Origin of the sequence: uncultured Nostoc sp. (assembly GCF_964245575.1) — a bacterium.
In the GTDB taxonomy this organism is placed as follows: domain Bacteria; phylum Cyanobacteriota; class Cyanobacteriia; order Cyanobacteriales; family Nostocaceae; genus Nostoc.
Window position 1 is genome coordinate 16,860 of sequence record NZ_CAXTNP010000025.1, and the last position, 26,277, is coordinate 43,136.

Consider the following 26,277-nt stretch of genomic DNA (forward strand, 5'->3'; position numbering starts at 1 on the left):
ATTTACCATTTTTATTCACATTCACGGTTGCGATCGCTTTTAAATACTTAAATAAAAATTTCATAGTTTAATTCCTGAATAATTAGACACGAAATGTCGCATCTCTACATTGAAATTTCACTGTCTTAATTTTTCTACCAGGCTTTGCACCGTGGATTCTTGTTGCTGACGTGGCACAGGTTTTTGCTGTCCAAAGCCATCAAATAATTCGTTGAGCTTGACGCTTATACCCAAATATGCACCGCCTGCGGAACGTGTGCCAGAAAAATCCCGATCATCAACTTTACCAAACACATATCCAGCCGAAAGGCGCAGGTTAGGCGTGAGATAATAGCCTGTTTCTACAACAAACCCTGTTTCGCTGTAGCTAGACTGACTAATTACACGAGCCTCACCCACCAAATCCCAGCTATATCCCAAACGGTAAGTAGCACGTAATTGCGCCAGATTTACTGTGCTAGTACCAGCTAAATCACTGGCTATGTAAGAAGTACTGTTACGCAAAGCATACTTACCGTAGAATTCCCATTGCCAGTTAGGAGCGTAAATCGCTTCTAAAGCAAAGGTATGGTCTTGGGAACCTGTACCACTTCCTAACAGGATGGTGTCAGGGATAGTTGATGGATTTTTGCGATATTCATAACGCAATAAGGCATTAAATTTATCGCTATTGGGGTCGCGGTAAGCTAAACCCAGCTTTAGGTTAGCTGTATCTCCCAATCCTGAAAGCGCTTGATTGGAAGAACCAGCTTGTTGATAACGCACCAAAGCTGTGAGAGCCGGAGAAATTTTACCCGTAACACCTGCGCTAATTACTGTATTGCTACCACTAGAAGAAGAACGATGTTCATAACGGGCGCTGGCTTGAAACTGCGGATTATCAGAGTATTCCAGCCCAACGCTGTAGCTATCGCCACCATCAAAGCCGATCGCAGATGCTGATTGACCAAAAGCAAAGGGTTGGGCATATTGTTGGCCTGCTCCAGTCCGTCCAAAGAAGTTGCCAAATACGTGTTCGTAAGCAACGTTCAGCCGCAATCCCGAAGCAATAGTCCAGCGATTATTTAGACCAATTGCTCCTTGAGTAGTCATTTCATTTGCACCACCCAAAATTGAATAACGACCGGTCAAAGTAGTATCTGATCCGAGTTTGTGTTCACCGTTGACACTCAAACTGGTGATCGAATTACCCGAATATTGGCCACTAGTGTAAAACTGTTGGGCCAGACTGATATTCACACCAGGAATTGCTGCCCAATTCAACCCGAAAATAGTACGGTCTGGGTAAACAGTATCTTTTTGGGAAGATAAACTTAGTTCATTTTGTGCTTGAAAAGTCAGGTTCTTCGCAATGGGAACTGAAAAACGCGATCGCAGTTGATCAGAATTACTACTTAGGGCGCTGTCGGGGATGCGGTCTTCCCGATGACGATGAATCCAATCCAGATCAATAATGGCGCTACCCAAACGTTGTTGAATCCCAGCCGAAATTGTCGTCAGCGAATTATCAACTTTGCTCCCAGGTATCGCCTCATAACGGGGTGCAAACAGTTCTTCAAAGGTATCTAGCGGTTGGGGAGCAATCCCAAAATTGTCTTCGTGGTCATATTGCGCCCTGACATTGGTACTTGAGGTAAGTTTAGCTGTAACCTGCGCTCCATAACGAGTTTGTCCTGGGACAAAGCTGATAGTGGCATTATTAGCAAAACCTGTATCAGCAAAGCGATAATAAGCACGACCTTGAATCCCGTTAGTAATCTGTCCCTCAGCTTCCAAGCGGTAAGCGTCACCGCTAACCTTTCCCACAACATCAGAATCATTAGTGGAATGGGCATATTCTGCGATTAAGTTACCCTGATTACCCAAAGAAATCAGCGCATCTGCACCGTAGAGTTGAAAGTCACGCACTCCCTGATTTTCTTGGACGTAACTTGCTCCAATCCAGCTTTCAGAGTTCAACTTACGGGAAAAGTTATATTGCAAACGACCAGCATAGATATTGCTATCAGAATTTTGGCTGTCGTATTGATAGCTAACAACAATCCGGCGTACCAATACTTGTCCGACTTGATCGATATCAGTGCGGAGGATGGGTTCGCGGAATAATAAAGTACCGCGATCATAGTCAATTTCGTAGTCTGGGCCTCGGTTAAGCTGTTTGCGTTCTAGTACAGTTCCAGGACGATTGAGTTCTTCTAACTCGATAAAAACATTTTCACTACCTGGTTGTAGTATTCTGCGAGAGAGGAAGTAATAACCACTAGTACCATCGGGAGCAATGGTATCCCGTTGAAACCCTTCTAAGTGGTTGCCATACAAACCTGTAATTTGTAGGTTCCCTAAATTGTAGTTAGCCTTAAAACCGTGGAGTTGACGGGTGATAGAAGTAAATTGCTGCGATCGCCGCGCAAATTCTTCTGTGTTGTAGTCACCCCACATGGCATAATCAGGGGAAGATCCAGGGATACCAGTTGAACGCTCCAAACGCAGATATACGCTGTCAATGGAAGGAGCGAGGACATCAACTTGCGAGCTATCGCCATAGACAGGATAATTTTGCTCACTGAATTGGTAAGTTCTAAATAGACGATTATTGCAGTCGCAATCTTCATTGAGGCTACGAGAACTGTTATATGCACCTGTAAACAACCACTCCCCGATCGCACCAGTGGCAAATACTGCTGAGTGGAAATCTAATTGCGTCCCGTTGTCTTTGTCAGGAGGGAGGAAATCACGGAAACTACCGTAATAATTTGTACCTCTAGCACCCAAACGTAAATCCACTACCCCTGTCACCAAACTCGGACGCAGTGCCGTTTCAAATTGTAGTTGGGTAAAGGCTTCTAAATCATTAGCTATCGCCCGAATTCGGACAGTTTCGGCTTTGAGTTGCGATCGCAACGTAGCTGTAAATTGCCCCGCTTTCGCCTCCACTTGAAATCCGGGTTCATCGGGTTTAAAGTCTTTCCCGACAAACTCCCCAGCAGTAGGTATCAAAGTGATAACAGCATCACGATTAGAGCGATTGCCATTTGCATCGATGAGTTGACCCCGAATTGTCGCTGTGGAACGTCCATCTGCCGGGATACGAGACTCAACAGTTTCTAAAGTTAGTTGCTGTGGTGCTCCCCGGACTGCGACTTCCACCGTTACAGGGGATTCTGTCCCTCCTACTACTTGTGCAGAGATGATATTTTTACCTTCTTTTAACGAGACACCATACCATGTCTGCGTTATTAAGTTGGTGGTGGCATCACTTTCTGTCCGTCCCACCAAAGAAGAATTTACCAACGTGCCATTCACCCGCAATTCCACCTGACTTCCAACGGGAAATTGCACAGTAACTGTGGTAGCTGGTACATCTACAACGCTGTCAGCCGTCGGATTCAGAATTTTGATTGCTGTGGAAATGGCGGGAGTGGGCGACACGGGAAGATTTTCATTCACCCCTTGCCTGTTCTCTACTCCTGCTATTTTGCTCAAGCCTCTAGGTAAACCTACGGAACTTGCTGGTTGAAATGGTTGTATTTGCCTTGGAGAAGCTTGCAACTGTGTCTCGGTGTCTTTGTGTCCGTCGTTCTTGATTTCGGCTATTTTGCGTAAAACTCTGGGTAAATCTACGGAAGATGCTGGTTGAAATGGTTGTATTTCCGTTTCACTTGGCTGAACATCTGAAATTAAAGTATCAGTAGTTGGTGCTGAAGAAGTGGAAGGAAATTTGTGAGGTGGAAGTTGCTGCTCGGAACTTTTGACGTTATCTGGAAAAACCAAAGCGGAACCTAACCCCCTAGCGCCCTTCCCTTGTAGGGAAGGAGGAGAATTCAAAGCCTTTCCCCTTGTAGGGGAGAGGTTTGGAAGTGAGGTTTTCAGATCCCGTGAAAAGTCTGAATCTTCAACCCCCTTATCTGCTTGCGAAGGGGAATCAAAGAAAAAGAGATTTTCATTGACGGGTTCTGCTTTGACTATTGCAGGGTATGAAATAAGGCTGAGAGCTACTATCGGCATCGCCCCCATCAACCTCAAGTTAAATCTATTTACATGGTGCAGTCTAGGTTTCATTTCTTGACTGGCTCCTGAAAGGCGGGGGTAACTGCGAAATTCATGCGTACCAAGCCACCAGGCTCTAAACGCACTAGACGAGATTGGCTATTACGTTCGCGGAATTTGTTATTGGGAGCCAGAGTATAACCAGGAAGACTGCTGAGGTCTAGTACACCCGTATGGTTTCCTGGTAAGGCATTGGCTAATGAAAACAAACCATTTGGATCTGTGGTGATGCGGTTTCCATCCTCCAGAAAAATCACCGCATTTGGTACTCCAGGCTCACCACGCTGTTGTTCACCGTCAAAGTTTTTATCAACAAACACGCGACCGATGATTGTGCCACAATCAGAAACGATTCCTGGACGAATTTTTAACTGGTGGGTTGCTGGGCCATCCTTAGTGCTAAAACCGTTGTCAGCTCGTCGGGCATTAGCGATCGCACTGTTGCGACCAGTACCGCGCAAAGCATCGGCTGTCAGTTGAGCCGCATAAGCAATATTCAAGACTTTTTCTGTAGGAATTGTTACATCTGTGCGGAATGTCACCGTGTTTCCATTGCGTTCTGAGGTGATAGCGATCGCTTGACCATCCAACTCTCCCCGCACAGATTTAGGCAAGAACTGGAATCCTAAAGGTAAGTTGTCGGTGACAACTAAATTATTCAAACCAGCATCAGCGAGATTTTTTACTGAGAGGCGGTAGATCGCTATATCTCCAGGTTCAGCAGTAGCGCGATCGCCCGTTTTGATGATCTGCACCTGATTGGGTTGACACATATTTACGGTGAAATCAAAGGCAAATAACTTCAGTGCTTGGGTTTCAGCATTGTTAACTAAAACAACCGTATCTTCGACCCTTGTCTCACCTAAAAGACTAATTGGCTGACCATCTAAAGAAGTAGCGACATATCGCACAATATTATTACCTTCAGTGCCAGTGCTAGCAATTATTTCAATCTTGATGCGTCGTTGTTTAAAGATAGAATTTGCTGGTGGATTGACTACAAAAATGTAGCTTCTACCTGGATCAGTTTGACCCTTGTTGGGATCGAGGAGAAAATTGTAGACACCCGCAGGGTTATTCGTAATAAAATACGGATTACTATTCTCGATATTTGGGGATTTACCGCCAGGAACGTTGTTATTAGGAATATCAGGTAACTCTGTTCGAGTTAGAGGCACTAAGTTTCCCAATTCTGTCCCCGTTGGATCGCTGGGATTAGGTTCGTATACGCTCACTGAAAAACCTGTATAGTCAGGTAAAAGTTCGCCACCGCAACCTAAAATCCGCCCTAATGGGTCAACTAATGGGTTAGGAATAACATTCAGCTGACTAGAACTTCCTTGATATTTATAATTAGTAGTAGAGTCTGTATAAGTATAAGTAGCTTGATTTGTTAATGGTACAGATGCAACCAGATTCTTAGTCGGTTGCGCGATCGCTGGTATAGTAGTATGCAAAACACTTGCCAGAAGAACAGTAGCCGTTAACCTTTGATACCAGCTACTGCTAGAAGTAATTTTATTTTGGTTTGGAGGACGGCTCACTGAATATATCTCCTCTGAAATGCCAAACTTGTTATTAATAAAAGCACTACTTTATTTTGGTAAATCTAAATTATTAAATGGTACTTACTAGAGATTGAGGGAATTTAAATATGCTTTCTCTATAACGCTTGTAGAGACGTAGTATTGCTATGTCTATGCATTCTTTTTCACCAAATGTTTACCGCAATTTCACTGTTACAGTAATTCAATTTGATTAGTGAAATATTGCATAAAAGTTGTTCTTGGTCATTTACTAATTACAAAGGACAAATGACCAAGGACAAAGGACAAACCTAATTTCAATCAGCGCACTTGAGTTTGATAAGTCGTCTTGACTGTTGTTTTTGCTGCAACTAACGGAACTTGCAAACGGATGTGGGTGTAAACATTCGCTGGTGCTGGTTTGGTTTCCACTTTGCCGTCAGGAAGAGTAACTTTAACAGTAGGATTTTCGACAAAGCTGCGCCCGCCATCAATGCTGTAAGTAACTTTAGTATTATTAGCGGCGGATACAGATTTCAATACGTATACCATTCCTTTGGGAATAGGTTGATTGAGAACTAAATTCTTCACTGGGCGATCGCTTGTATTCTCACCGCTCAAAGTATAACGAAGCACATCTCCTGGTCGCACCACAGCTTGACCTTTCAAAGGTTCCCATTTCTTACTTTGCTTACCCTGTTGATCCTGTGCCACTACTTGCTTTTCTGCCTCTAAGCGCAACTGTAACTGCCCTTGAGGTTTGACATTTTGAGCGATGGCGCTTGTAGAATGCCATAGAGAAGACACTCCCGGCACTTGATTGACAAATGGAACAGTAGCAATGAGTGCGATGGCTCCGCCAACGCCAAAGGCGAACGCTCCTAAACCTGCAAAAGAAAGACGCTTCATATAAATAACCTCAAAAAACTTTCACAATGTCGATTGCTGATTTATCTTTCCCTGTTTTCGCTGGGGAATAATCAGTTTGTAGTTGGCGATTTAGGACTAAAGCGCTAACTACAAACACAGATGTGCGATCACACCTCTCTTTATTTGCAAAGAGGGGTGAAATCAAGCTATCTAGTTAACCTTGCGTTGGAAGGTAAATGTTCTAAGAACACCAGGTGCAATCTGTCCAGTAGCAGTATTTACATACTTTGTGACATCACTGCTTACCGTGGTTCCAGTTTGATCGACGCCAGGGTTAGTAGCTGGGCTACCAGTGAAGAACTGGATAGTTGAAGCGCCAGAATCTTTAGCTGAACCAACAATGTTGCTAGTATCAATTTGACCACTGGTATCGTTGTCTTTCGCCCAGTTGTTGGGGCTTTGAGTACCATCTTCAGTAATCACAATCTTGTCAGCATTCAGAATTACATTCCCGGTTCCCACTTGAGGAGTAGAAATATTTTTGTAAGTAATCTGATACTCAATAATGTTGCCTGGGGCGGGTTTTTTGGGTGTAACACTAAAATTGCCATCAGCACTATTTGCTAGTGCTGGCCCAGTTCCTTGTAAAAGTCGTGACTGTTTCAGCAATTGCAAGAAGCCAGTGTATACACGGTCAATGCTGACGTTAGTAGCTGCGTCATCAGGTAAGCCATTATTGTTTGTATCAATAAAAGCCGTAATCCGTGTGGGGAAGCCGCGTTCTATAATAGTTGTGACAGCTGCACCTTGAGCAGTAGTATCAGTTGAAAGTGGCGTACCAGCAGGTAGGTCAATGCTTACACCATAGTTAGCTTTACCACCATTGGCTGGAACTGCATCAATTCGCACTGGATTAGTGGCACTAATTGGGTTGCCCCCGACAGTACCCCCACCACTTCCTGTCACGAAGACAAAGCTTGTGCCATTGTACTTATAAGCAGCTGATAAACCTTCATAGGATACCGTCACCACTGTATTCGTAGGCAAATCACCTGGTGTTGTTGGTGGTGTAGGTACGAGAGAAATATTGGCAGCAGATGTACCAGTATTCTGAACTGTGTTAGTAAAGGATACCACAGCCGGATCAACTGTTGAGCCAGGAGCAATATTGGGTGGAATTAGTGCTGATTTATTAGTGAAGTCATCATTGTTGTCGCTTGGGCCAACAGCATCAGGCGCTCCATTTGGCCCATTCAACACAGAGGTAGGACTGGGGACTGTGAGGGTAGTTGCGTTTACAGCCCCAGTAGTACTATTGGTACCAGTGTTATTATTCTGTGTGTCAGTCGTCGTACTAGTAATACCAGGATTTGGTGTAGTAGGAAAGGTCTTATTGGTAGAGTCAAAGTTATCTGGGTTTTGGTCTCCTGAGTTGTCATAGACTTTGGTGGTCGGGTCTCCAGCAGTTGTACCAGCCACTTGAGCGATGTTGTTAATGGTTGCTGAGGTAGCATTTACAGCAATACCACTAGCCTTAACTTGGATGCTAAAACCGCTAACAGTTGTCCCAGTTGCAACTGAAGTGACAACGTTAGAATCGTTAACGAAACCAACCCGCGTGATTAAATTCAAGGTTGGTTGCGTAGTTGTCCATGTAGCCGCTTCAGCATTTGTAGTAGTAGGAGTAGTGGTGTAAACTACTTTCCAACCCGTCGGAGCAATTGGAGTGCCATTAAGCACTGTATTTGCTGGAATAGCATCAGAAACTAAGATGTGGGGAGTTGTTGTACCATCAACACTGATATTTGTACCAGCCAAAGCTGCGGGGGTAACACCACTAGCAGTTACATCGCTACCTTCAACCCGCAAGCTCAAACCATAAGTTAACAGGTCATCACTCAGGGAAGTAGAAGTGCCAGCATTATCATAGGCTGTCTTAGTTTTGAGGATAGTTGCTAACGCCCTAGTTGTAGCAGTATTTCCTACTTTAATCTGCTGGGTAGCACTGGCTTCTCTGACACCATTAACTGGCCCGCCTGCTGATATCTTTACAGTGTAAATGTCGCCACCATCAGCACTCCGGGGTTGGTTTTGAGCATTACCAGGAGTTTGTCCTAATTGGACAGTGATAATATCGCCTGTTTGAGCGCCAGCTTGCACGGTAACTGGTACACGTACTAACACAGTACCATTAACTGCGATCGCACCTGTAGTTAGTCCACCAGCAGGGATATTTGTCCAGGTTGTACCGCCATCAGTACTGTATTGCAAGTTACCAGATGTCGTACTACCAGATAATAGACCCGAAACTGTGGCTGGTCCTGTTGTTGTCGCTAAGTTAGGAATCTGGAATTTGGTGGAGTCGTTACCGACGTTGGTTACGGTGTAAGTGTAAACCAGTGTATTATTAGGGTTAGCAGTACCTGTAATCCCAGAACCTGTAACAGTAATACCAGCCACCTCTGCTACAGTCACGGTGACGGCGTTAGATGTGGAATTGATGGGACTCCCTGGCGTGTTGGGATCTTCGTAGGTCGCTGTCGCTGTGTTACTTATAGATGTGCCTGCTGTAGTACCTTCAGCTAGTACAGGTGCGACAAATTGGAAAAGGCTACCAGTTAACAATGCTGTTGCTATTAAAGATTGGTAAGGCTGGCACTGCTTGTTGACAGATTTCTTTCGGTTTACCATAGAAATAGTTTGTTTATTTGCTGAACTTGTATCTTGGGTTTTGAGACAGGATAAAGTTCGGCAATTCCTTAAAGAATTACCGATTAGACGAGCCAAAACCTTAATGTTTCGGAGATGTCTATTTGAGGAGTGAACTTATTGACACTCCTGAAAAATTAGATTGAGGCAATAAGCAGAAAAGTTATTGCCTAATTGTTTTACGCTTAACGTTGATTATCAAAGCTAGCGATCACAAATATGGATAACTTAACTACTGTGTTTTGCTGAATCGTCAATGTAAGTAGCAATGTAACTTTTGCCGCAAAAAAAAACTTCCGTATAAATAAGTAATTTCTTTAGCGATGAATTAGTGCATCAAAGCTGAAAAATCAACTTCATTTTGGCAATACACATAGCAATTTTAGTAGTTTAATCAGAAGCTAAAAACACTAAAACTTATATCTGGAAATGCTTTTGAGCTTTTTCTGTCATCTATGCTTACTACCTTGTGGAGTCATTTAGATAAAAAATAGAAGGTTAACTAAGTGATCTAGATCACTGAATATTGGATAGTGATTTAAAAAATAATGTAAGTTTGTCATAAATATAATCCAATTTAATCATATCAATGTTCAGTGTTAAGACTGAGTACCTGAAGCTATTGTCTGATTTTCTCACAAGGGCAATAAAAGCATAAATACTCAATATAGCGATTACGGATATAAAAATTTTACATAAATCCTTTTGGGCAATACTAGCTATACCCGACATTTTTGGTCGGGTATGTTTGACTGGTATTTTTGCTCGTGTTAGTATCAGGCGACAGCAGACAGACAAACTTATTAAAGCTAGTTTATGACTCAGGCAATCAAAACCCAAACCCAAACCCAAACCAGCACTGCCTACTTTCAAGCCTTGAAGTGTAAAGAATGTGGTGCGGAATATGAACTCAAAGCCAGTAACGTTTGTGAGTTATGTTTTGGGCCTTTAGAAGTCAAATATGACTACAGTGCCCTCCGTCTGACTGTCACTCGTGAAACAATTCAAGCCGGGCCCAATTCAATTTGGCGCTATCGTCCCTTTTTGCCTGTTGCAACTGACAATGTTATAGATGTGGGAACGGGTATGACTCCCTTGGTTCGTTCCCACCGCCTTGCCCGTCGCCTGGGTCTAAATAAGCTTTATATAAAAAATGATGCGGTTAATATGCCCACCCTTAGCTTTAAGGATCGGGTAGTTTCAGTTGCTCTATCAAGGGCGCGAGAGTTGGGTTTCACTACCGTTTCTTGCGCTAGCACTGGTAACTTGGCAAATTCTACAGCTGCGATCGCAGCTCATGCCGGTTTAGACTGCTGTGTGTTTATCCCCGCAGATTTAGAAGCTGGGAAAATTATCGGTAGCCTGATCTATAGTCCCACCTTGATGGCAGTTAAGGGCAACTACGATCAAGTAAATCGTCTCTGTTCAGAAGTTGCTAATACACATGGCTGGGGTTTTGTCAACATTAATCTGCGTCCTTATTACTCTGAAGGTTCTAAGACGCTAGGCTTTGAAGTTGCGGAACAACTAGGCTGGGAACTACCCGATCATGTTGTTGCTCCTTTGGCATCTGGTTCACTATTTACAAAAATTTATAAAGGGTTCCAAGAATTTGTCGAAGTTGGTTTGGTAGAAAACAAGAAAGTCCGTTTCAGTGGCGCTCAAGCTGAAGGTTGTTCGCCGATCGCCCAAGCCTTTAAAGAAGGACGCGACTTTATTAAGCCAGTAAAACCAAATACAATTGCTAAATCGTTAGCGATCGGTAATCCAGCAGACGGTATTTATGCTGTGGAGTTAGCTCAGAAAACTGGTGGTAACATTGAATCAGTCAATGATGCAGAAATTATTGATGGCATCAAGCTGCTGGCAGAAACCGAAGGCATCTTCACAGAAACGGCTGGCGGTACAACTGTGGCCGTGCTGAAAAAACTGGTAGAAGCTGGGAAAATTGATCCAGATGAAACCACCGTGATTTACATCACCGGCAATGGTCTGAAAACTCAAGAAGCAATCCAAGGCTACGTTGGCGAACCCTTGACTATTGATGCTAAACTCGATAGTTTTGAACGTGCCCTAGAGCGATCGCGTACTCTGGATCGCTTGGAATGGCAACAAGTCCTCGTTTAGTTAGAAGTTATGAGTTATGAGTTTTTTATATCATGACTCCTAACTCTTAACTGTATTCCTAACTCCTCACTCTTCACTTTGTACTTCTATGGCTGTAACAGTTTTAGTTCCTACGACTCTTCAGAATTTGACTAATAACCAAGCTAGTCTAGAATCCGACGGTAGCACCATTGCTGAATTGTTGGACTCCTTAGAACAAAGCTTTCCTGGGATTAAATCGCGGTTGTGCGATGAAGAAGGGAAGCTACGTCGGTTTGTAAATTTTTATGTCGATAGCGAAGATATCCGCTATTTAGATGGTATTAACACAGTTTTGAAAGATGGCGATGAAGTAAGTATTGTCCCAGCTGTCGCCGGTGGTTAATACAGAGAACACCAAATAAAGTAGAAGCCTGACTAGACAAACTTTTGAGAGATTGTCTCGTTTTCCTGCTCTGACTGGGAATGCTTATTAGTGGTAGATCCTGGAAATGAGATTTTCTCTGGTCTTTTGGCTGAAGTTAACACAATATAAGTAATGCCGCACCACTTATGTTATGGGGCTAATTTTACTTGCTTGACTGTTAGACTTCTCACGGCATCTGGAAAACCTCACTTTCAGACCTCTCTCCTAAGAGGACTTTTCAAACATCCTCTCAAACTGTCTTGCTATTCCCTTTGCATGAGTCAGTTCTGCAATTTCTCTAGCATAGGCAATGTTACTAAATTGCCAAACATAGGCAACTAGGAGTGTTGTTGGACTAATATTTGTCAAAGTTACTTTACTTATTCCAGAAGTGGACATGATATGTACCCCTTGCCTAGTTTTCAATAACTGTAGTTAAGGTACTACATTATTTTCATTTCTTAAAAGTGTCCCTATCTCTGGATTTTGCGTTTTCAAGTCTCAAAAAGGAGTAACCTTTAATCAACTCTGACTCCTGATATTTATCCCGTCTTTTATTTTGCTTGCTAGTTAGAAAAATCGCTTTAATGCAAGTTCTGGACGTAAAAATCCTTCTAGTTATTTTATTAAATTTAACATCTAATTAATCTGCCATAGCCTTTAGCCTATGGCAGATTGATTTTCTATTTTAGTATTGGGGTATACTAGGGTAGATTAATATCAGGTTTCAGGATATTTGCATACACCCTATGGGAAAATGCCCTATGAATAAATAATGAGTAAATTAATTCGGGATGTTGTTATGCACTGGATTTATATAGAGGTTTGGTTCACCGCCAAACCTTATTTTTGTATCTATTTAAAATGGGGCATGGTGTATAGGAAGTTGAGTATGGGGGATTGAAAAAGAAATTTTCATTAGTTTTTGTGCCCAATTGGCTACAAGCATCTGTCAATACTTAAGTTCAATAATATTTATTGATAAACGGAATTAAAAAAGAAAAGTACTCCGCAGAATGCCGATGGTAACTGAGTCACTATCTGGTGTGTGACCAGGCTCCATGATATGAATTATTCCTGGTGTAATGCTAATGTTATCTGTTAGCTGAAAACGATAAAATGCCTCAATTTGAGTAGTCGTCCCTGGTTGTCCACCTGCACGTCCTAAACCAGTATTGACAAAATCAGGAACATTATTCCCTACAGGTAAGTTGCTACTGGTGATTTTAGGAGGTTGACCGACATAAATTCCCCCCAAATTTCCTTTAGAAAATAAATCAGGAAAATTCAGAAACACCATATAATTTGTCGTCTCTACATTTCCCGATCGCCCAGGAATGTAAGATTTAGTATAACCACCCCATGCACCTGCGCTAATGCGGGGTGAAATTTGCCAAGTTACAGTCGCACCCACAGCGTTGGTTTGCAGTGGTGCTGATTTTCCGGTTGTGGTATTAACTGTAGTTAAGCATTCATCGCCAACAAAAGTTAGTAAACAACCATCCAAGGAGTAATTGTTAACGTAATACAAACTTAAATCTAGAGTATCGATTGGTGTCAGCAGCAATTGCACGCCTGTAGTGGTGTTTCCATCAAATAAACCGCTACCTTTACCAGAATTTCCTGGTTGATAACTAGTATAAATTGCCTGCAAACTAGCGCGTTTAGCAAATTGCCAATCAATAGCTATACCGCCGTGACCGTATCCTATATTTAAAATTGGGTTTCTTTGGGCAAAATAAGACAGCGGCCCTGTTGCAGCACTTTCTACTCGATTGGGGCCTCGGAAAGCAGCTGGCATACTTACGCCTTCTGTTCCCACCATTACTGCTAATTTATCTGTCACCAGCCAATGAAAATTGAGGTCACTTACAATCAAGCTATCTGTAGGAAATTCGTAGCCAAGAAAAACATCATTTCGAGAAACACTATTAGTAAATCTAGGCGAAGTTTTTCCTTTACCATCTAAAAGGCCTGTAAACAAATAACTACGGGGAGTGATTTGACTAGTTAAATATAGTTGCGCCAGGGATATGACATTAGTGTTTGTCCCTGCATCATCTGTATCTTTTTGTCCATCTCTAGGATTCACATCACCACGATTGCTAGTCCGTCCTTGAATGCCAACTATTAGTAGTCCACTGAGTTTGGTTGTTGTTGAGAATTGGTTGGCTTCGATTTCGGCGGTTCTGGCTTCTAAACTATCGACACGACCGCGCAAAGTTGCTAATTCTGGGGCAAATTCTGACTGTAATTTTTGTAATATTGCTAAATCTTCGCGGGTGACTAAATCGCTGGTGGCTGTAATGATTAATTCGTTGACTCTATCTAAACAAGCATTCACTCCGGCGGCGAATTCATATCGAGTTAAAGCACGATTACCGCGATAGCTGCTATCTGGATAGCCTACTATACAGCCATAGCGTTCTACCAAAGACTGTAATGCTTGGAATGCCCAATCGTTGGGTTGTACGTCCTTGAGTTGAGAAACCGATGTAACTTGCGCCATCGGATTTACTGGGGAGAGGGAAGAAGAATTTAAATCTATACTCTCGTGCGCCTGAGTAGTTCGTGTGTCTGTGTACTCTTGTGCTAGTGCTTTTTGTGCAACTCCATTTACTCCTGCAATTAGTAACCATGAGAGCATCCAAGTTTTGCTATGACTGTGGCTAATAAGTCTACCTTTCAACTTTTTACACTCTGCTCACATACTTAAGTGAAAAGTGTATTCGCGATTGTCTAGCATTCACATGGGAAAATTTACGGATTTTGTCCCAAATTTACACTTAATCCTTCTGGGCAACTTCTGAAAGGGCGAGTATAACAGGGTATTGGGGACTGGGGACTGATAACTGAGGACTAGGAAAGAGTTTTCTCAATCCTTAATGCTTTAATCCCTAATCCCTAATCCCTAATCCCCAGTCCATAGTCCCCAGTCCCCAGTCCCCAATCTATGGCAAATCGTTCACGCAAGCTGACGCCAAAAACCTCTAAACAAAATAAACCTCATGCAGGTATGGTGAAACGCGTCGTTAAAAAACCCCAGAAAAAGCTAAAACGGGGAAGTTGGTTGTCGTCAATGCTAGCGATCGCAATTCTGTTGAGTAGTGCTAGTCTAATTATGGCTTTTGCCTGGATTAGCGTTCTCTTCATCTTCAATCCAGATCAACTAAGCTGGCTAAATAAAATTTTACCTGCATGGGCGCAAATTCCGCTTGGTAACCATGAACGTCCTCAAACTCTCAAACAAATTCAACTCGATTTGAGTAAAAAAAACCAAATATTTGGGGAAACTCTGCCTTTACATCAAAATGCGGAAGACTCTTTTTTATTGCCAGTTTTACAACAGCGTGCTAATTGTCAATCTGATTGTGAAGAACTAGTGGAACTCAGGGTTTATGAACGCTCAGAAGAGTTAGAGTTTAAATCTCAGTCAGAAAATTACTACTATCTAGCGACTCAATTACCTGTAACTGGGCCAGATGAATCCTTTGTGATTTCTCCCTCACTTGATGGTACATCAGAACCCCAAGATATCAGCATTCCCCTATCTTTAACTGAAGTGCAACGGTTTGAAGGTGGCACACCATCACCAGGTGTTTGGTTTAATTTGCGGGGTCAACGCCAACAAGGAACTGGTGCGTTCGCTTATGGTCATATCGTATACTACAATCCAGAACGCAGAAACTTACTACAAATGTTGTCTTGGACTAGTCCTAACGGACAATTGCCCAAATGGCAACAGGTAACTGGTGATGGTACAAAAGAGTTAGTTGTTGATCAAACTATAGGTTTAGAACCGCACTTACAGATTTACCAAGTCAAGCCTCTGAAGTTATTTCTCAAACCAATTCAATTGGAGGCGATTACCCTCAAATCATCAGCGATCAAGGATTCTGGATACCAAAACGCCCTGTCAATTGCCCGTAGTGGACTGTGGACACCAGCTTTTGAATGGTTGAAATTCATTAAGAAACAGCGCAAAGGAGTTTTGCCAGAGGCGGCGCAAGCGCAAATGGATTTGATTCGCTTGCACTCCCAACTTACTAAAACCCAAGCCCAGAAAAATTGGGCAAGTCCTAGTCAAGAAGTGCTTGCAGATTTGATTGATGGTCGTTGGGGAAAAGCTTTACAGGTGTTTGAAGCCTCACCACATAATGCCCAAGAAATTGCTACCCTACTCAAAGCTGATGAAAAACGCTTATGGAATCGCACTGCGGCGGCGTTGCGGGTGAACCCAAATAGACGAGAGGTGCAAGCTTGGTTTGCTTTAATTTTAGCAGTTCAGCAGGGAGAAGGACATGCTAATTCCTGGTTGAAAGCCCAACCAAAAATTACAAAAGATGACCTTGCCTATATTCAAAATTTATTAGCAAGCCTCAATAATCAGGGTGCATCGCAAATATCCTCTACTCACCCTAGTCAAATTGTCGGTACAGTGCAACCAATCACTCAAGTTTCTAGCACTGAATGGCTGCAACCAAATTCCTCAGCAGACTTGAAACTCACGGATAACCAAGTTTGGTATCAGGTGGAGGTGAGTGCATTTAATGACGGGAAAGGCTGGCTAAATTCCCCCTTTGAGAATTTCAACCCACCCAAAACTGACGCCGCCAAATTTTTGTGGAAAACTTTGGGAATCACTTCTGACCCTGAAATTCAAATTGTGGTCTGGTTGCCTAACGGAGAACAACAAATTACTATAGCCGCTATCAAAGCGGTACAACTACGAGGTAAAGTTTTACGCCTATTAGTTGCTGGGCCAAAAACTCCAGAGAATCAAAACGATGTTCTCAAACCCAAACCTTTAGCCTTGACAAATGCAGCACTGGAATGGGTACAACCATCTCCCATCACTCTACAACAACTGCATCAACAAAATCCTCAAGGGGTGAAAGTAATGTTATCGAGTGTGTGGAAATCTTTACAGCAATCTGATGAAGTTCCGGCTGGTGCTATTCCTAGCTTTGAGCAGATGCAGGAAAAATTGGGTGATTGGCCCGTTCAAGTGATTGATTTAACAAATAACGCTCAACCAGAAATAATACTGACTATCTCAGCAGGCGCAATAGCATCCTTGAATCAGTCTACACCTGAAATTCAGGGGGAAAACACAGAGCAACGCCGTGACCGGACTATAATTTTGTCTGATAGCAATGAAGTTATTTACACTGATTTTACAGGAAATGACTTACAAAGACTATCTGCGATCGCCAAGCTTTCAGGCGTGCAATCCTTAGCTTTATTAGTAGAAAATGCTCATAACTACAGTTTGAGGCGCTGGTCAGATAAAAATCAGCGCTTTGAATAGCACGCCCCTTACTCAAATTTACCCCTCACTTCAATTTAGATTAGAGAGGGGAAAAGCGATCGCTATCTGCAAAACTGACTTATTCTTTTTGGTCGGTTTCGGCTAGACGTTGGTGCTTTAGGTTTTCCAACTGCTGCAACAGAGAGTCTACCTCTGCTTGTAAATGCATAAATTTAGCTTGCTGATCGTCTTGATAATAAGACTTGGTTAACTTACTGACCCAGTTAGCCTGGGACTCGCGATCGGAAACACTAGATAAACAAGTAGGCATCGCTAATTAAATCCAAAACTTAACTCACACCATTAGAAATATTATAATATTGCTTTTTTAAGCTTTATTAAAATATTGTGTATTTTCAATCAATTAGTCTAATGGATTTCAGGTTCAATTATAAGAGACGGTGATCATAATAGCTGTGTTCCTGAGAAAACATTGCCCCAAGTGTGCAAAGTTTCCTTCCACTCGATAATACTTAGCAATACTTAATTGATAGCCTGCCAATTCTAGTTGTATTAATTATTCTCGCTCTTCTTGAGTAATTTACGTAAAAAATTCCCTGTAGATTATATTAAATTACGCCAGATTAGGAAAAAATGTCGGGCAAAGCACTTGCCGTTCGTGTAGCGTCTTTGTACCACTTGCCTACGGCTCGCTTTGCGAATGTGGAAGCAAGATACGCGCAGCATCTTTGTCAAGAGAAGGATAAAGCTACCGCAAAGGAAAGACAGTTTACTACGTATTTTAACTTAGAAACTTAAGAAATTAAAATAGTAGAATATACATAAATACGTTCACGGAGCGCCTTGCACAGAAGTGGCATTTTGCAAAGGAGGAATAAGTGTTTCAGAGAGTTATTACGTAAGTCCCATAGATTTATCTATCATTTTTCACTTTCTCAGTATCCCCAGGTCGCCGTGGCGGTTATGATAAACTGACATTATAAATAAAATAAAAATGGCAAAATCAAACGCCTGCACCACGAAAAATAATATTCTTACATAATATTCTTTTGGAATTAGGGGACTCTTAACTGGGACAGGGCAAAGAAAAATTCCCTTTCTTCCTCTTCCCGATTCTGCGCTTCCCTATGCGACCCTTTCTAAATATCCAATCCTTTAGATTAAGAAATTTTAAATCCCGTGACATTGAGCCTGTCTGTTGCTAAATCTCATCGCCAACCCTGGCCCGGACTGATAGAAGCCTATCGCGAATACTTGCCTGTCAGCGAAAAAACACCGATTGTCACTCTGTTGGAGGGTAACACACCCTTAATACCAGTGCCAGCGATCGCAGAACGCATTGGCAGACAAGTACGGGTTTTTGTAAAATACGACGGTCTTAATCCCACCGGCAGCTTCAAAGACCGGGGGATGACTATGGCAATTTCCAAAGCCAAGGAAGCTGGGGCAAAAGCAGTAATTTGTGCCAGCACGGGCAACACCTCAGCCTCAGCCGCCGCTTATGCAAGGCGTGGGGGCATGAATGCCTTTGTGCTGATTCCCGACGGTTATGTGGCGCTGGGCAAATTAGCTCAAGCTTTACTGTACGGTGCAGAAGTATTGGCAATTAAAGGTAATTTTGACCAAGCCCTAGAAATTGTCCGCGAGATGTCCGAAAGCTATCCGGTGACTTTGGTAAATTCGGTCAATCCCTACCGCCTAGAAGGGCAGAAAACAGCAGCCTTTGAAATTGTTGATGCGCTGGGTGATGCGCCAGACTGGGTGTGTATCCCCGTGGGGAATGCAGGAAATATCACAGCATATTGGATGGGATTTTGTCAATATCATCAAGATGGGAAGTGCGATCGTTTACCCCGAATGATGGGATTCCAAGCCGCAGGTGCAGCCCCCTTAGTACATGGTCAGCCAGTAGCAAATCCCGAAACCCTAGCGACAGCAATTCGGATTGGCAACCCTGCTAGTTGGGAGTTAGCTGTTGCAGCCCAAACCGCAAGTCAGGGAAATTTCCACGCCGTTACCGATGCAGAAATTCTCGACGCTTATCGACTTTTGGCAGCATCAGAAGGTATCTTCTGCGAACCTGCTAGCGCCGCTTCTGTAGCCGGGTTATTACAGGTGAAAGACCAAATTCCTACAGGGGCGACAGTGGTTTGTGTCCTCACAGGTAATGGTCTAAAAGACCCAGATACAGCCATTAAATACAATCACAGTCAATTTCAACAGGGTATTGCAGCAAAATTGGGTGCAGTAGCCGAAGCAATGGGATTTTAAACACTGGGAACTAAAAGCGATCGTAATACGTAATAAGAAATTGCGTAGGTTTTGCCCACCAAAGGCAATACTGCTCGGTTAATAATATTCGTAGGTTGGGTTGAAGCAATGCGTTACCCAACGAACTCCGCAAGATGTTGGGTTACCCTGCGGGAATCCCCTTTGGGTCTACGTTCCTCAATCCAACCTACACATTTTAATTTTTTGGGCAAAACCTACGCAATATTTCCACCAAAGGTATCGCAGCCAGGATTTTTCAGTCTGGGAAATGTCAAAATAATTCTAGATAATTTTTAAACAACTAGTTGATCATCTTGTAATGAACAAAACACACTCATGATACAAGCCTCTAAATTTATTTATGGTTACTGAGCGACTTGCCTTGAGCGACTTGTACTGAGCGTAATCGAAGTAAGTCGAAAGGAGCCGAAGTATGGGGATTAAAAATTATTGAATTTTGAATTTGGAGCGAAGCGACGTGACTCATTCTACTGATATTGCTACTTTAGCCCGGTGGATGGCAGCTGACTTTAGCAATCAAAAACAAGCTTTTGAAAATCCGCCTTTTTATGCCCACATTCGCGTGTGTATCCGTCCCCTTCCGTTGGAATTGTTCTCAGGCGTAAGTTTGTTTCTCGAACAAGCTTATGATTTTATGCTCAATCAACCCTACCGGATGCGGGTAATGAAGTTGATTCCGACAGAAAACCACATTGTTATTGAACACTACACGCTTAAAGAAGAACAAAAATTTTACGGCGCATCTCGCGATCCCGAACGTTTAAAAGTTTTATCTGTTGACCAATTGGAAAAAATGTCAGGTTGCAACATGGTTGTAGAGTGGACAGGTCACAGCTTTAAAGGCAGGGTTGAACCTGGAAAATGCTGCATTGTGGTTCGTGACGGCAAAAATACTTATCTGGATAACGAATTTGAGATTGACGCTAAAGAATTTTTCAGCCTCGACCGGGGAAGAGATTTAGACACCGATGAACGTCTCTGGGGTTCTATCGCCGGCCCATTTCACTTTGTCCGATGGGGTAGTTTTGCCGATGAAGTGAAGGTGTAAGAAGTGAGAAGTGAGGAATTAAAACTCATAACTCATAACTCATAACTTATGGTCAACCTGTAATCAGGACTCTTTAGCGATCGCCTAAAGACTACCATCCTACTATCTCTACCTCAAAAACTTTGGATTTGGTTCATGATGTCCATCTAGCGATCGCCTAAAGACTACCAGAAACTCCAGTTAACCCACTATCTCTACCTCAGAAACCTATGCTATCATGGGTTAATTAGCGCCCTATGGCTACTAAGATATCTTATAAAGATTAAAGTAATTCAAGGAATTGTGCTGTGGCGGCATAGCCAAGTGGTAAGACAGAGGTGTGCAAACTTTTACCTTAATACCCCTCAACCCCTTACCAGTACTAAGCTTTAACCTACTACTAATATACCTCTTATAGCCCTAATGGTAGCCTAATGGTAGCTAACCGCTTACAAGGGTACATATACTTAGCCTCTGAGAATGCGCTGTATGATGCCATTAAGAGATAGGCAACCCTATTTGAGCCATAGAACAGTCTCTATGGTCTGCTAGCTGTTGCATAGCGGTATAGTTTTGTTCTGAGAAGCGCATTGTTAGCTTTGCTGTTGTCCTAGCCATATCCTTGTCTCCTATCTGCTTACCCTTACTTTGTCTATAGTCTGTTTAGATCCTTGTTTGTTCGGTTAACCGCCCATAAAGGTAGTACTAACCGATAAGCATAAATATTAGATCAAGGAGTGCTGACAAAGATATTCCCTCTGATATAAGACAGTACATATAGGGTAAGGGGGCTTAACCCTAGCTAAATGAGCTAACACACTCCTAGACATGATAAAGCCCTGCCAAGGCTAACCTCGCAGGGCTAAATAGGGTAGATAGGCTTGGTACTGGACTGCTACTGCCTAGCCCATAACTCTCTAGTCTCATCAGTTGGCAACCAGCTTAGTCCATTAGGGTCAAACTTAGCTGTCATTAGCTGTACCTTGGCTACCTTAGCCTTGGCTAGGTCTTGCGGAAAGTTAGCTACTGCATTCTGCCTACCTTTCTCTGTCTTAACATTCGACTGAGCTAATATGCCCTGCTTTAACCGCTCTAGTAGTTTCTCAGTGGGTAGTATAGTACCTGGTTCTAGGGTAGTGTCCGGGGTATTAACTTGGGTAGCACCCCAGACGACATCTGAGTCAATATCTGAGTCAACATCTATCGCTGCTATTACTTGTTTTCTTGATGTTTGAGGGGTATTAACTAAGTCAACATTTGAGGCAACATCTGAGTCGACATTTAAGGGTATTGACTGGGTATTGACTTCTTTAATAGCAGTTATCTCTAGCCACAATGCATCTATTTGCTGATAGATGTATTCATCTTTAACTAAGGTACTGACCAGATGTTGCCCAGATGTTGACTCAGGTATTGACTGGATGTTGCCCCGGGTATTACCCGCTATAACTGCCAATACAGTTTCTCTAATGTACTTAGATATTGAGCTATCTGCTTGTTTAGCATGATACTCAATGGTATTGAACTCTTGAACTGACATTGCGACTTGTACTGTTTTAGGGCTTGGCATCATGTTATATCTTTTCTGGTTGCTATTTAAAAATATAGCAAAAGTCAATATCTAGGTTAATACCCAAGTCAGTACCCGCTAAATGCTTGCACAGCCAAACTACAGCTATTAGATGTTGACTTAAATGCTGACTCAAATGTTGACTACTCCCCCCTAGCTACTACTTAAGTCAGTACCCGGTCAATACCCGGTTATGACCTATTAAAATACCCTACCGAGTCTTATTAGGACTAAGCAGGGTAATGTTGTAATAAAGTATCCTTTTATACTATAATTTAGAACTCCGGTAGAGAGATAGTAACCCCATTACCAGCATAATGCTGCAAGATGACAGCAGGGCTGTTACCTACCAACTTGGCTACTTGAGCTACTGTTAGACCCTCTGCAAGCATTAAGGTTATAAAAGTATGTCTAGTATTGTAAAAGCATCTGTAGCGCTCTATAGCGCCTTTATCTAGTAGAACTTGCATTACTCCCCTATAAGTCTTATCGCCTTGCCTGCCGCCCTTCCAGACTTGAGTGCTAAACCTAGTATTATTGACTAAACCTCCATTAGGCGCTAAAAATACCGGGGTATCTTCATAGGCGGTATCAGGTTTTATAGACAATAGTAATGCTGTCAGCTTGGCATTACATGGGAACTTTCTACTTTTACCTGTTTTAGTGCCCTTCCTGACCTTTAACCCAGAGTCATAGGACTCGCAGAATGTAACCTGAGTACATTCCGGGTTAATATGACCCCATGTTAGCCCTATCGCCTCTCCGGTTCTGCATCCAGTCCAAAATAAGAACTTGACAAAAGGGGCATAATGCGGTCTAGTCTCCTCAAATGCCTTAATGATGGTAGCCATCTCAGCCCTACTGAATGGGTCTATGGCATCATTATCATGCTTTGGTAGCTTAATATCCTCTGACATACCTGTAAATGGGTTATTCTTAGCTAGCCCAGAGGCTACAGCCCATTTACAACAGGCTGCAAGGTATGTTAGTACTCTTTTAGCGGCATTAAGGGATAGGGTAGCTAATAGGAAGTCTCTAATGGCTATTGCCTGGGTTAAGTCCTTGGTAGGTAGTGCTGCAATATGGTTAGTATATTTCCTTGCATAGTCCCTTCGGTAGGTTGTACTAGCTAGTTGAGGCTGCATATACTCGCAATATGCGCTCCATAGTTGCCCTATGTCTTGCTGAGGTTGGGATGGCTTGACTATTGTTAGCTGTGGGCGGTTATAGCCCTCTATTCGCTCTTTGTACCGCTCTAGGGTACAGTCGAACTGTCCGGTAGCTATCTCTTGCTCCATAGAAGCCGCTAGCGCTCTTAACTGTTTTCTGTTATAGTCAGAGGCATCTAGTCCAGTCATGAGATACCTGCTCTGACCTTCTTTAGTTAGTAGAGTAGGCAGTCTAAGCCTTAGCTTACCCCTATGGTCTTCGATACCTACAGTACCCTTGGCTTGCCTAGTCCTTATAGGTTGCATCATGTTAAGCTACCCTAATACCTTTATCTTACCTAATGGTAGCTAAATGGTAGCTAGTAGTCAAGAATAAAGCTAAAAATAGCTGTGGCGGCATAGCCAAGTGGTAAGGCAGAGGTCTGCAAAACCTCCACCCCCGGTTCAAATCCGGGTGCCGCCTTCAAATAAATATAAGCACTACAGGGTTTTCAAGCCCTTTTTTATTGGGCGTAAAAGGATTGTTTTCAGAGCCTTCGGAGATTTTTGGGGTTATTTTGGGTAGTTTGGGTAAAGAACTGGGGTAACAAATGTAAGGTAGAGGTTTTATACCCCAATAGGTATTTCTGGGGTAAAACTGGGGTAAAGTGGAAGGATAAAGGTCTTTACCCCAGTTAATTACCCTTATGGAATCTCAAAAATATCAAAGATTTACTTTATAAATAGCCTCTTAGATAATTCGCCTTAAAAAATAAGTAGTGAATCATCCTTATAACAGATAGCTGTCTAGGGCAAAGTGAGTAACACATAGATTTGTTTTCCTTATGCAAAATGGACTTGACTAGGAATAACAAATTAATCGAATAAAACACGAATGAATTTAAAGTTGTAAAGAAAAATTAACTCCAGCACCACTGAATATATCCCAAAGGATCAACAATCCCTAGAACTTGCCCAGGACTATTTGTAATATCATGTCCGGGGGCATACCCATAGTAAGATGAACTAGATATATCTTCTGTTGCAAGTATCTACCGTAAAAATGCCAAAACGTCTTAGAATAGAGCCACATCTACCACTAACCGAGTTAGAACAGCGTTACCGTCAAGCAAAAGATGCTGTGGAGAGAAGCCATTACCAAATTATCTGGCTATTAGGATCTGGAAGGAGTAGCCAAGAGGTTTCACAAGTAACTGGTTATAGTCTTAGTTGGATTTACGAACTTGTGTGGGGATATAACCGTATTGGACCGGATTCATTAGGGGACAAAAGACATGAACATCCCGGAGGGAAGACACTTTTGGATGATGTTCAACAGGCACAATTGTGGCAGGTATTACAATCACCTCCGAGCGATGGAGGGTTATGGAACGGGCGAAAAGTCGCAGATTGGTTAAGCGTTTTAGTCGGGTACAAGGTGAGTAGACAACGTGGGTGGGAATATCTTAAAGAAATGAAATTACGCTTAAGAGTACCTCGACCTTCACACGAAGAAACAGATTATTTTGAGCAGGAGGAATGGAAAAAAAAGTTGGCATCCGAGGTGACTCAAGTTCAAAAAAAGTATCCCGACACCGACGTAGAAGTGTGGACAATGGATGAGCACAGAATTGGTCTCAAACCAATTATTAGAAGGATCTGGGTTGATGAATGGACAGAACCGATCGCAAACCTCAATTGGCGATTTAAATGGTTGTGGTTATATGGTTTTGTTCACCCGCAGTCAGGAGAAACAAAAGGCGTGGATACTACCCTATGTAAATACGGAAATTTTTCATCAAGTTTTGGCTGATTTCGCTCAACATTTTGATGTCGGTGATCAAAAACAAATCGTTTTGGCTCTTGACCAAGCTGGATGGCATACCGCGAAAAAACTTGAGATTCCACAAGGTATCCATATTGTCGAAATGCCATCTCACTCTCCGGAACTTCAACCTGCCGAGAGACTTTGGCCACTTACAAATGAACCAATTGCTTTCCCGTTCATTTAAAGATATTGATCAGGTGGAGGAAGTTGTATTTAATCGCTGCAAACAGTTGCTTGAACAGAAAGATTTAGTTCGGGGTTTAACAAATTTTTACTGGTGCCCTCAAGTAACTGTTGCCACCTGACAGGATTAACTATGGGTAATCAACCGGACATGATATAACTCTCTAATCAGTTTAAGGTTATTGAGGCTAGTAAGTGGGAGTCGATTACTAAAAATACCTCCTTTTTCCAGAGGATCTTTCATCAGTCCAAATAGTGGGCAATGGCCGAAATTTTTTATCAAGATTTCTATCCAAAGTTTGATTCGTTTGAGAAATTTTGGTGGGCTGTTGAGTGGGATTTAATGCATCGGGCTATGCGCGGCTCAGGTCTAATCAATATCACTGAGCATGTCAGCGATCATGTCAATCTCTTATTCCTGACCTCAAGCACTTTGCCACCGAGGGTAGACGTGTTGATATCTGCTTTGATCGGGACACCAAGCGTGAGACTGTTCAACAGGTGAGAACTGCTATTAATCGCATGGGACAGTTATTAGTTGCCGAGGGCTGTTCAGTTAAAGTAATCGATTTACCAGGGCCAGAGAAGGGCGTTGATGACTTTATTGTTGCCCAAGCTCAAGACGCATTTAAGGCACTTTACAATCCGGCCGAAGCTTTTAGAGATGTGGCAACTCCGGCCTTTTACCTTGCTCACTTATCCAGCAGCCATCGCACTCAACCAAAGATTTCTAAATCAACTTCTCATACCAGAAGGTGAAAAGCTGATTGTCCTCAAACTACCTAAAGGAACAGGGAAAACAGAATGGCTAACTAGTCAGGTGAATAAGGCACACGAAAACGGGCCAAGAGTGCTCATTATAACTTATCGCATTCAACTAGGTGAAGCGTTATGTAATCGCTTTGGTGTTAATTACGTAACTGAAGTTCATGAATCAGAAACGGGAGACCTCTTAGGCTATGGGGTATGTGTTGACTCTTTACATCATGGTAGTCAAGCAAGATTCAATGCCAACGACTGGTCTAACGATATAGTCATCATCGACGAATGTGACCAAGTTTTCTGGCATCTTCTCAACTCAGGTACAGAAGTAGCCAACCCTCGCGTATCCATCCTCAAAAACCTCAAGCAATTGATTCAAAACGTTTTGAGCAGCCTACAAGGTAAGATTTATCTATCTTCTGCTGATGTATCCGATTGTGATGTAAATTATCTACTATCACTAGCTGGGGAAATCAAAGTCAAGTCGCTTCTCGAAATTAAAAATTAAAAATATAAAATTAAAAATTGCAA

17 protein-coding genes, 1 tRNA gene and 1 pseudogene are annotated in these 26,277 nt (G+C 42.5%); 10 read left to right on the forward strand and 9 right to left on the reverse strand.

Features of this window, described 5'->3' with window-relative positions; genetic code table 11:
- Positions 1-117: 117 nt before the first annotated feature.
- The 4 genes from ACFFAP_RS06450 to ACFFAP_RS06465 all read right to left on the reverse strand — a co-directional run bounded on the left by ACFFAP_RS06450 (position 118) and on the right by ACFFAP_RS06465 (position 9,134).
- Positions 118-4,059: a TonB-dependent receptor gene (locus ACFFAP_RS06450; RefSeq protein WP_375510448.1), complete on the reverse strand. Its 3,942-nt coding sequence runs from the start codon at positions 4,057-4,059 to the stop codon at positions 118-120.
- Positions 4,056-5,591 carry a hypothetical protein gene (locus tag ACFFAP_RS06455; RefSeq protein ID WP_375510449.1) on the reverse strand — a complete coding sequence of 512 codons (1,536 nt, stop codon included), beginning with the start codon at positions 5,589-5,591 and terminating at the stop codon, positions 4,056-4,058. The genes ACFFAP_RS06450 and ACFFAP_RS06455 overlap by 4 nt, the downstream gene beginning before the upstream one ends.
- Before the next feature lie 303 nt (positions 5,592-5,894).
- Complete coding sequence (locus ACFFAP_RS06460; RefSeq protein WP_375510450.1) at positions 5,895-6,482, reverse strand: hypothetical protein; 588 nt, start codon at positions 6,480-6,482, stop codon at positions 5,895-5,897.
- Between the two features lie 171 nt (positions 6,483-6,653).
- A complete protein-coding gene (locus ACFFAP_RS06465; protein WP_375510451.1) occupies positions 6,654-9,134 on the reverse strand; it encodes a beta strand repeat-containing protein in 2,481 nt (826 codons plus the stop codon).
- Between the two features lie 834 nt (positions 9,135-9,968).
- On the opposite strand from ACFFAP_RS06465, the gene thrC (ACFFAP_RS06470) reads away from it, so the two are divergent.
- Both thrC (ACFFAP_RS06470) and ACFFAP_RS06475 read left to right on the forward strand, forming a co-directional pair.
- A complete protein-coding gene (gene thrC, locus ACFFAP_RS06470) occupies positions 9,969-11,279 on the forward strand; it encodes a threonine synthase (protein ID WP_375510452.1) in 1,311 nt (436 codons plus the stop codon).
- An 88-nt stretch (positions 11,280-11,367) separates the two neighbouring features.
- Complete coding sequence (locus ACFFAP_RS06475) at positions 11,368-11,643, forward strand: ubiquitin-like small modifier protein 1 (RefSeq protein ID WP_375510453.1); 276 nt, start codon at positions 11,368-11,370, stop codon at positions 11,641-11,643.
- A 246-nt stretch (positions 11,644-11,889) separates the two neighbouring features.
- Here ACFFAP_RS06475 and ACFFAP_RS06480 read toward each other — a convergent pair whose 3' ends face one another.
- Positions 11,890-12,063 (reverse strand): hypothetical protein, encoded by a 174-nt coding sequence (locus tag ACFFAP_RS06480; RefSeq protein WP_375510454.1) that lies wholly within the window; start codon positions 12,061-12,063, stop codon positions 11,890-11,892.
- A 592-nt stretch (positions 12,064-12,655) separates the two neighbouring features.
- Positions 12,656-14,311, reverse strand: coding sequence for an iron uptake porin (locus tag ACFFAP_RS06485; RefSeq protein WP_375510455.1), 1,656 nt, complete (start codon positions 14,309-14,311; stop codon positions 12,656-12,658).
- Positions 14,312-14,617: 306 nt separating this feature from the next.
- Here ACFFAP_RS06485 and ACFFAP_RS06490 point away from each other — a divergent pair, with 306 nt between their 5' ends.
- Entirely contained in the window at positions 14,618-16,975 is a 2,358-nt protein-coding gene (locus ACFFAP_RS06490; protein WP_375510456.1) for a hypothetical protein, read from the forward strand.
- Between the two features lie 79 nt (positions 16,976-17,054).
- Here ACFFAP_RS06490 and ACFFAP_RS06495 read toward each other — a convergent pair whose 3' ends face one another.
- Complete coding sequence (locus ACFFAP_RS06495; protein WP_375510457.1) at positions 17,055-17,246, reverse strand: hypothetical protein; 192 nt, start codon at positions 17,244-17,246, stop codon at positions 17,055-17,057.
- A gap of 869 nt (positions 17,247-18,115) precedes the next feature.
- Here ACFFAP_RS06495 and thrC (ACFFAP_RS06500) point away from each other — a divergent pair.
- Complete coding sequence (gene thrC / locus ACFFAP_RS06500) at positions 18,116-19,207, forward strand: threonine synthase (RefSeq protein ID WP_375510458.1); 1,092 nt, start codon at positions 18,116-18,118, stop codon at positions 19,205-19,207.
- Between the two features lie 478 nt (positions 19,208-19,685).
- Complete coding sequence (locus tag ACFFAP_RS06505; protein ID WP_375510459.1) at positions 19,686-20,276, forward strand: chromophore lyase CpcT/CpeT; 591 nt, start codon at positions 19,686-19,688, stop codon at positions 20,274-20,276.
- Between the two features lie 874 nt (positions 20,277-21,150).
- Here ACFFAP_RS06505 and ACFFAP_RS06510 read toward each other — a convergent pair.
- The gene (locus ACFFAP_RS06510; protein WP_375510460.1) at positions 21,151-21,828 is read right to left on the reverse strand and encodes a hypothetical protein; all 678 of its coding nucleotides are present in this window, start codon (positions 21,826-21,828) and stop codon (positions 21,151-21,153) included.
- 272 nt (positions 21,829-22,100) lie between these two features.
- Positions 22,101-23,183 carry a tyrosine recombinase XerC gene (gene xerC, locus ACFFAP_RS06515; RefSeq protein WP_375510461.1) on the reverse strand — a complete coding sequence of 361 codons (1,083 nt, stop codon included), beginning with the start codon at positions 23,181-23,183 and terminating at the stop codon, positions 22,101-22,103.
- Between the two features lie 203 nt (positions 23,184-23,386).
- Here xerC and ACFFAP_RS06520 point away from each other — a divergent pair.
- From ACFFAP_RS06520 to ACFFAP_RS06540, 5 genes and pseudogenes are all read left to right on the forward strand, one after another.
- Positions 23,387-23,457: transfer RNA gene (locus tag ACFFAP_RS06520), tRNA-Cys, on the forward strand.
- A gap of 579 nt (positions 23,458-24,036) precedes the next feature.
- On the forward strand, positions 24,037-24,786 hold the full coding sequence (locus tag ACFFAP_RS06525; protein WP_375510462.1) for an IS630 family transposase: 750 nt from the start codon (positions 24,037-24,039) through the stop codon (positions 24,784-24,786).
- Positions 24,698-24,985, forward strand: a complete 288-nt coding sequence (locus ACFFAP_RS06530) for a transposase (protein WP_375510463.1) — start codon at positions 24,698-24,700, stop codon at positions 24,983-24,985. Before ACFFAP_RS06525 ends, ACFFAP_RS06530 begins: the two co-directional genes overlap by 89 nt.
- 458 nt (positions 24,986-25,443) lie before the next feature.
- Positions 25,444-25,548, forward strand: a pseudogene (locus tag ACFFAP_RS06535) (DUF3854 domain-containing protein); the annotation flags it as partial.
- A gap of 31 nt (positions 25,549-25,579) precedes the next feature.
- Positions 25,580-26,254, forward strand: coding sequence for a hypothetical protein (locus ACFFAP_RS06540; RefSeq protein ID WP_375510464.1), 675 nt, complete (start codon positions 25,580-25,582; stop codon positions 26,252-26,254).
- Positions 26,255-26,277: the final 23 nt, after the last annotated feature.

What these genes read in the sequence shown, in the direction of transcription:
- xerC (WP_375510461.1), bottom strand. Translation starts at nt 23,183, where the DNA reads ATGACTGGACTAGATGCCTCTGACTATAACAGAAAACAGTTAAGAGCG.
- thrC (WP_375510452.1), top strand. Translation starts at nt 9,969, where the DNA reads ATGACTCAGGCAATCAAAACCCAAACCCAAACCCAAACCAGCACTGCC.
- ACFFAP_RS06540 (WP_375510464.1), top strand. Translation starts at nt 25,580, where the DNA reads ATGACTTTATTGTTGCCCAAGCTCAAGACGCATTTAAGGCACTTTACA.
- ACFFAP_RS06480 (WP_375510454.1), bottom strand. Translation starts at nt 12,063, where the DNA reads ATGTCCACTTCTGGAATAAGTAAAGTAACTTTGACAAATATTAGTCCA.
- ACFFAP_RS06475 (WP_375510453.1), top strand. Translation starts at nt 11,368, where the DNA reads ATGGCTGTAACAGTTTTAGTTCCTACGACTCTTCAGAATTTGACTAAT.
- ACFFAP_RS06530 (WP_375510463.1), top strand. Translation starts at nt 24,698, where the DNA reads ATGGTTTTGTTCACCCGCAGTCAGGAGAAACAAAAGGCGTGGATACTA.
- ACFFAP_RS06490 (WP_375510456.1), top strand. Translation starts at nt 14,618, where the DNA reads ATGGCAAATCGTTCACGCAAGCTGACGCCAAAAACCTCTAAACAAAAT.
- ACFFAP_RS06460 (WP_375510450.1), bottom strand. Translation starts at nt 6,482, where the DNA reads ATGAAGCGTCTTTCTTTTGCAGGTTTAGGAGCGTTCGCCTTTGGCGTT.
- ACFFAP_RS06450 (WP_375510448.1), bottom strand. Translation starts at nt 4,059, where the DNA reads ATGAAACCTAGACTGCACCATGTAAATAGATTTAACTTGAGGTTGATG.
- ACFFAP_RS06495 (WP_375510457.1), bottom strand. Translation starts at nt 17,246, where the DNA reads ATGCCTACTTGTTTATCTAGTGTTTCCGATCGCGAGTCCCAGGCTAAC.
- ACFFAP_RS06465 (WP_375510451.1), bottom strand. Translation starts at nt 9,134, where the DNA reads ATGGTAAACCGAAAGAAATCTGTCAACAAGCAGTGCCAGCCTTACCAA.
- ACFFAP_RS06510 (WP_375510460.1), bottom strand. Translation starts at nt 21,828, where the DNA reads ATGATGCCAAGCCCTAAAACAGTACAAGTCGCAATGTCAGTTCAAGAG.
- ACFFAP_RS06525 (WP_375510462.1), top strand. Translation starts at nt 24,037, where the DNA reads ATGCCAAAACGTCTTAGAATAGAGCCACATCTACCACTAACCGAGTTA.
- ACFFAP_RS06485 (WP_375510455.1), bottom strand. Translation starts at nt 14,311, where the DNA reads ATGCTCTCATGGTTACTAATTGCAGGAGTAAATGGAGTTGCACAAAAA.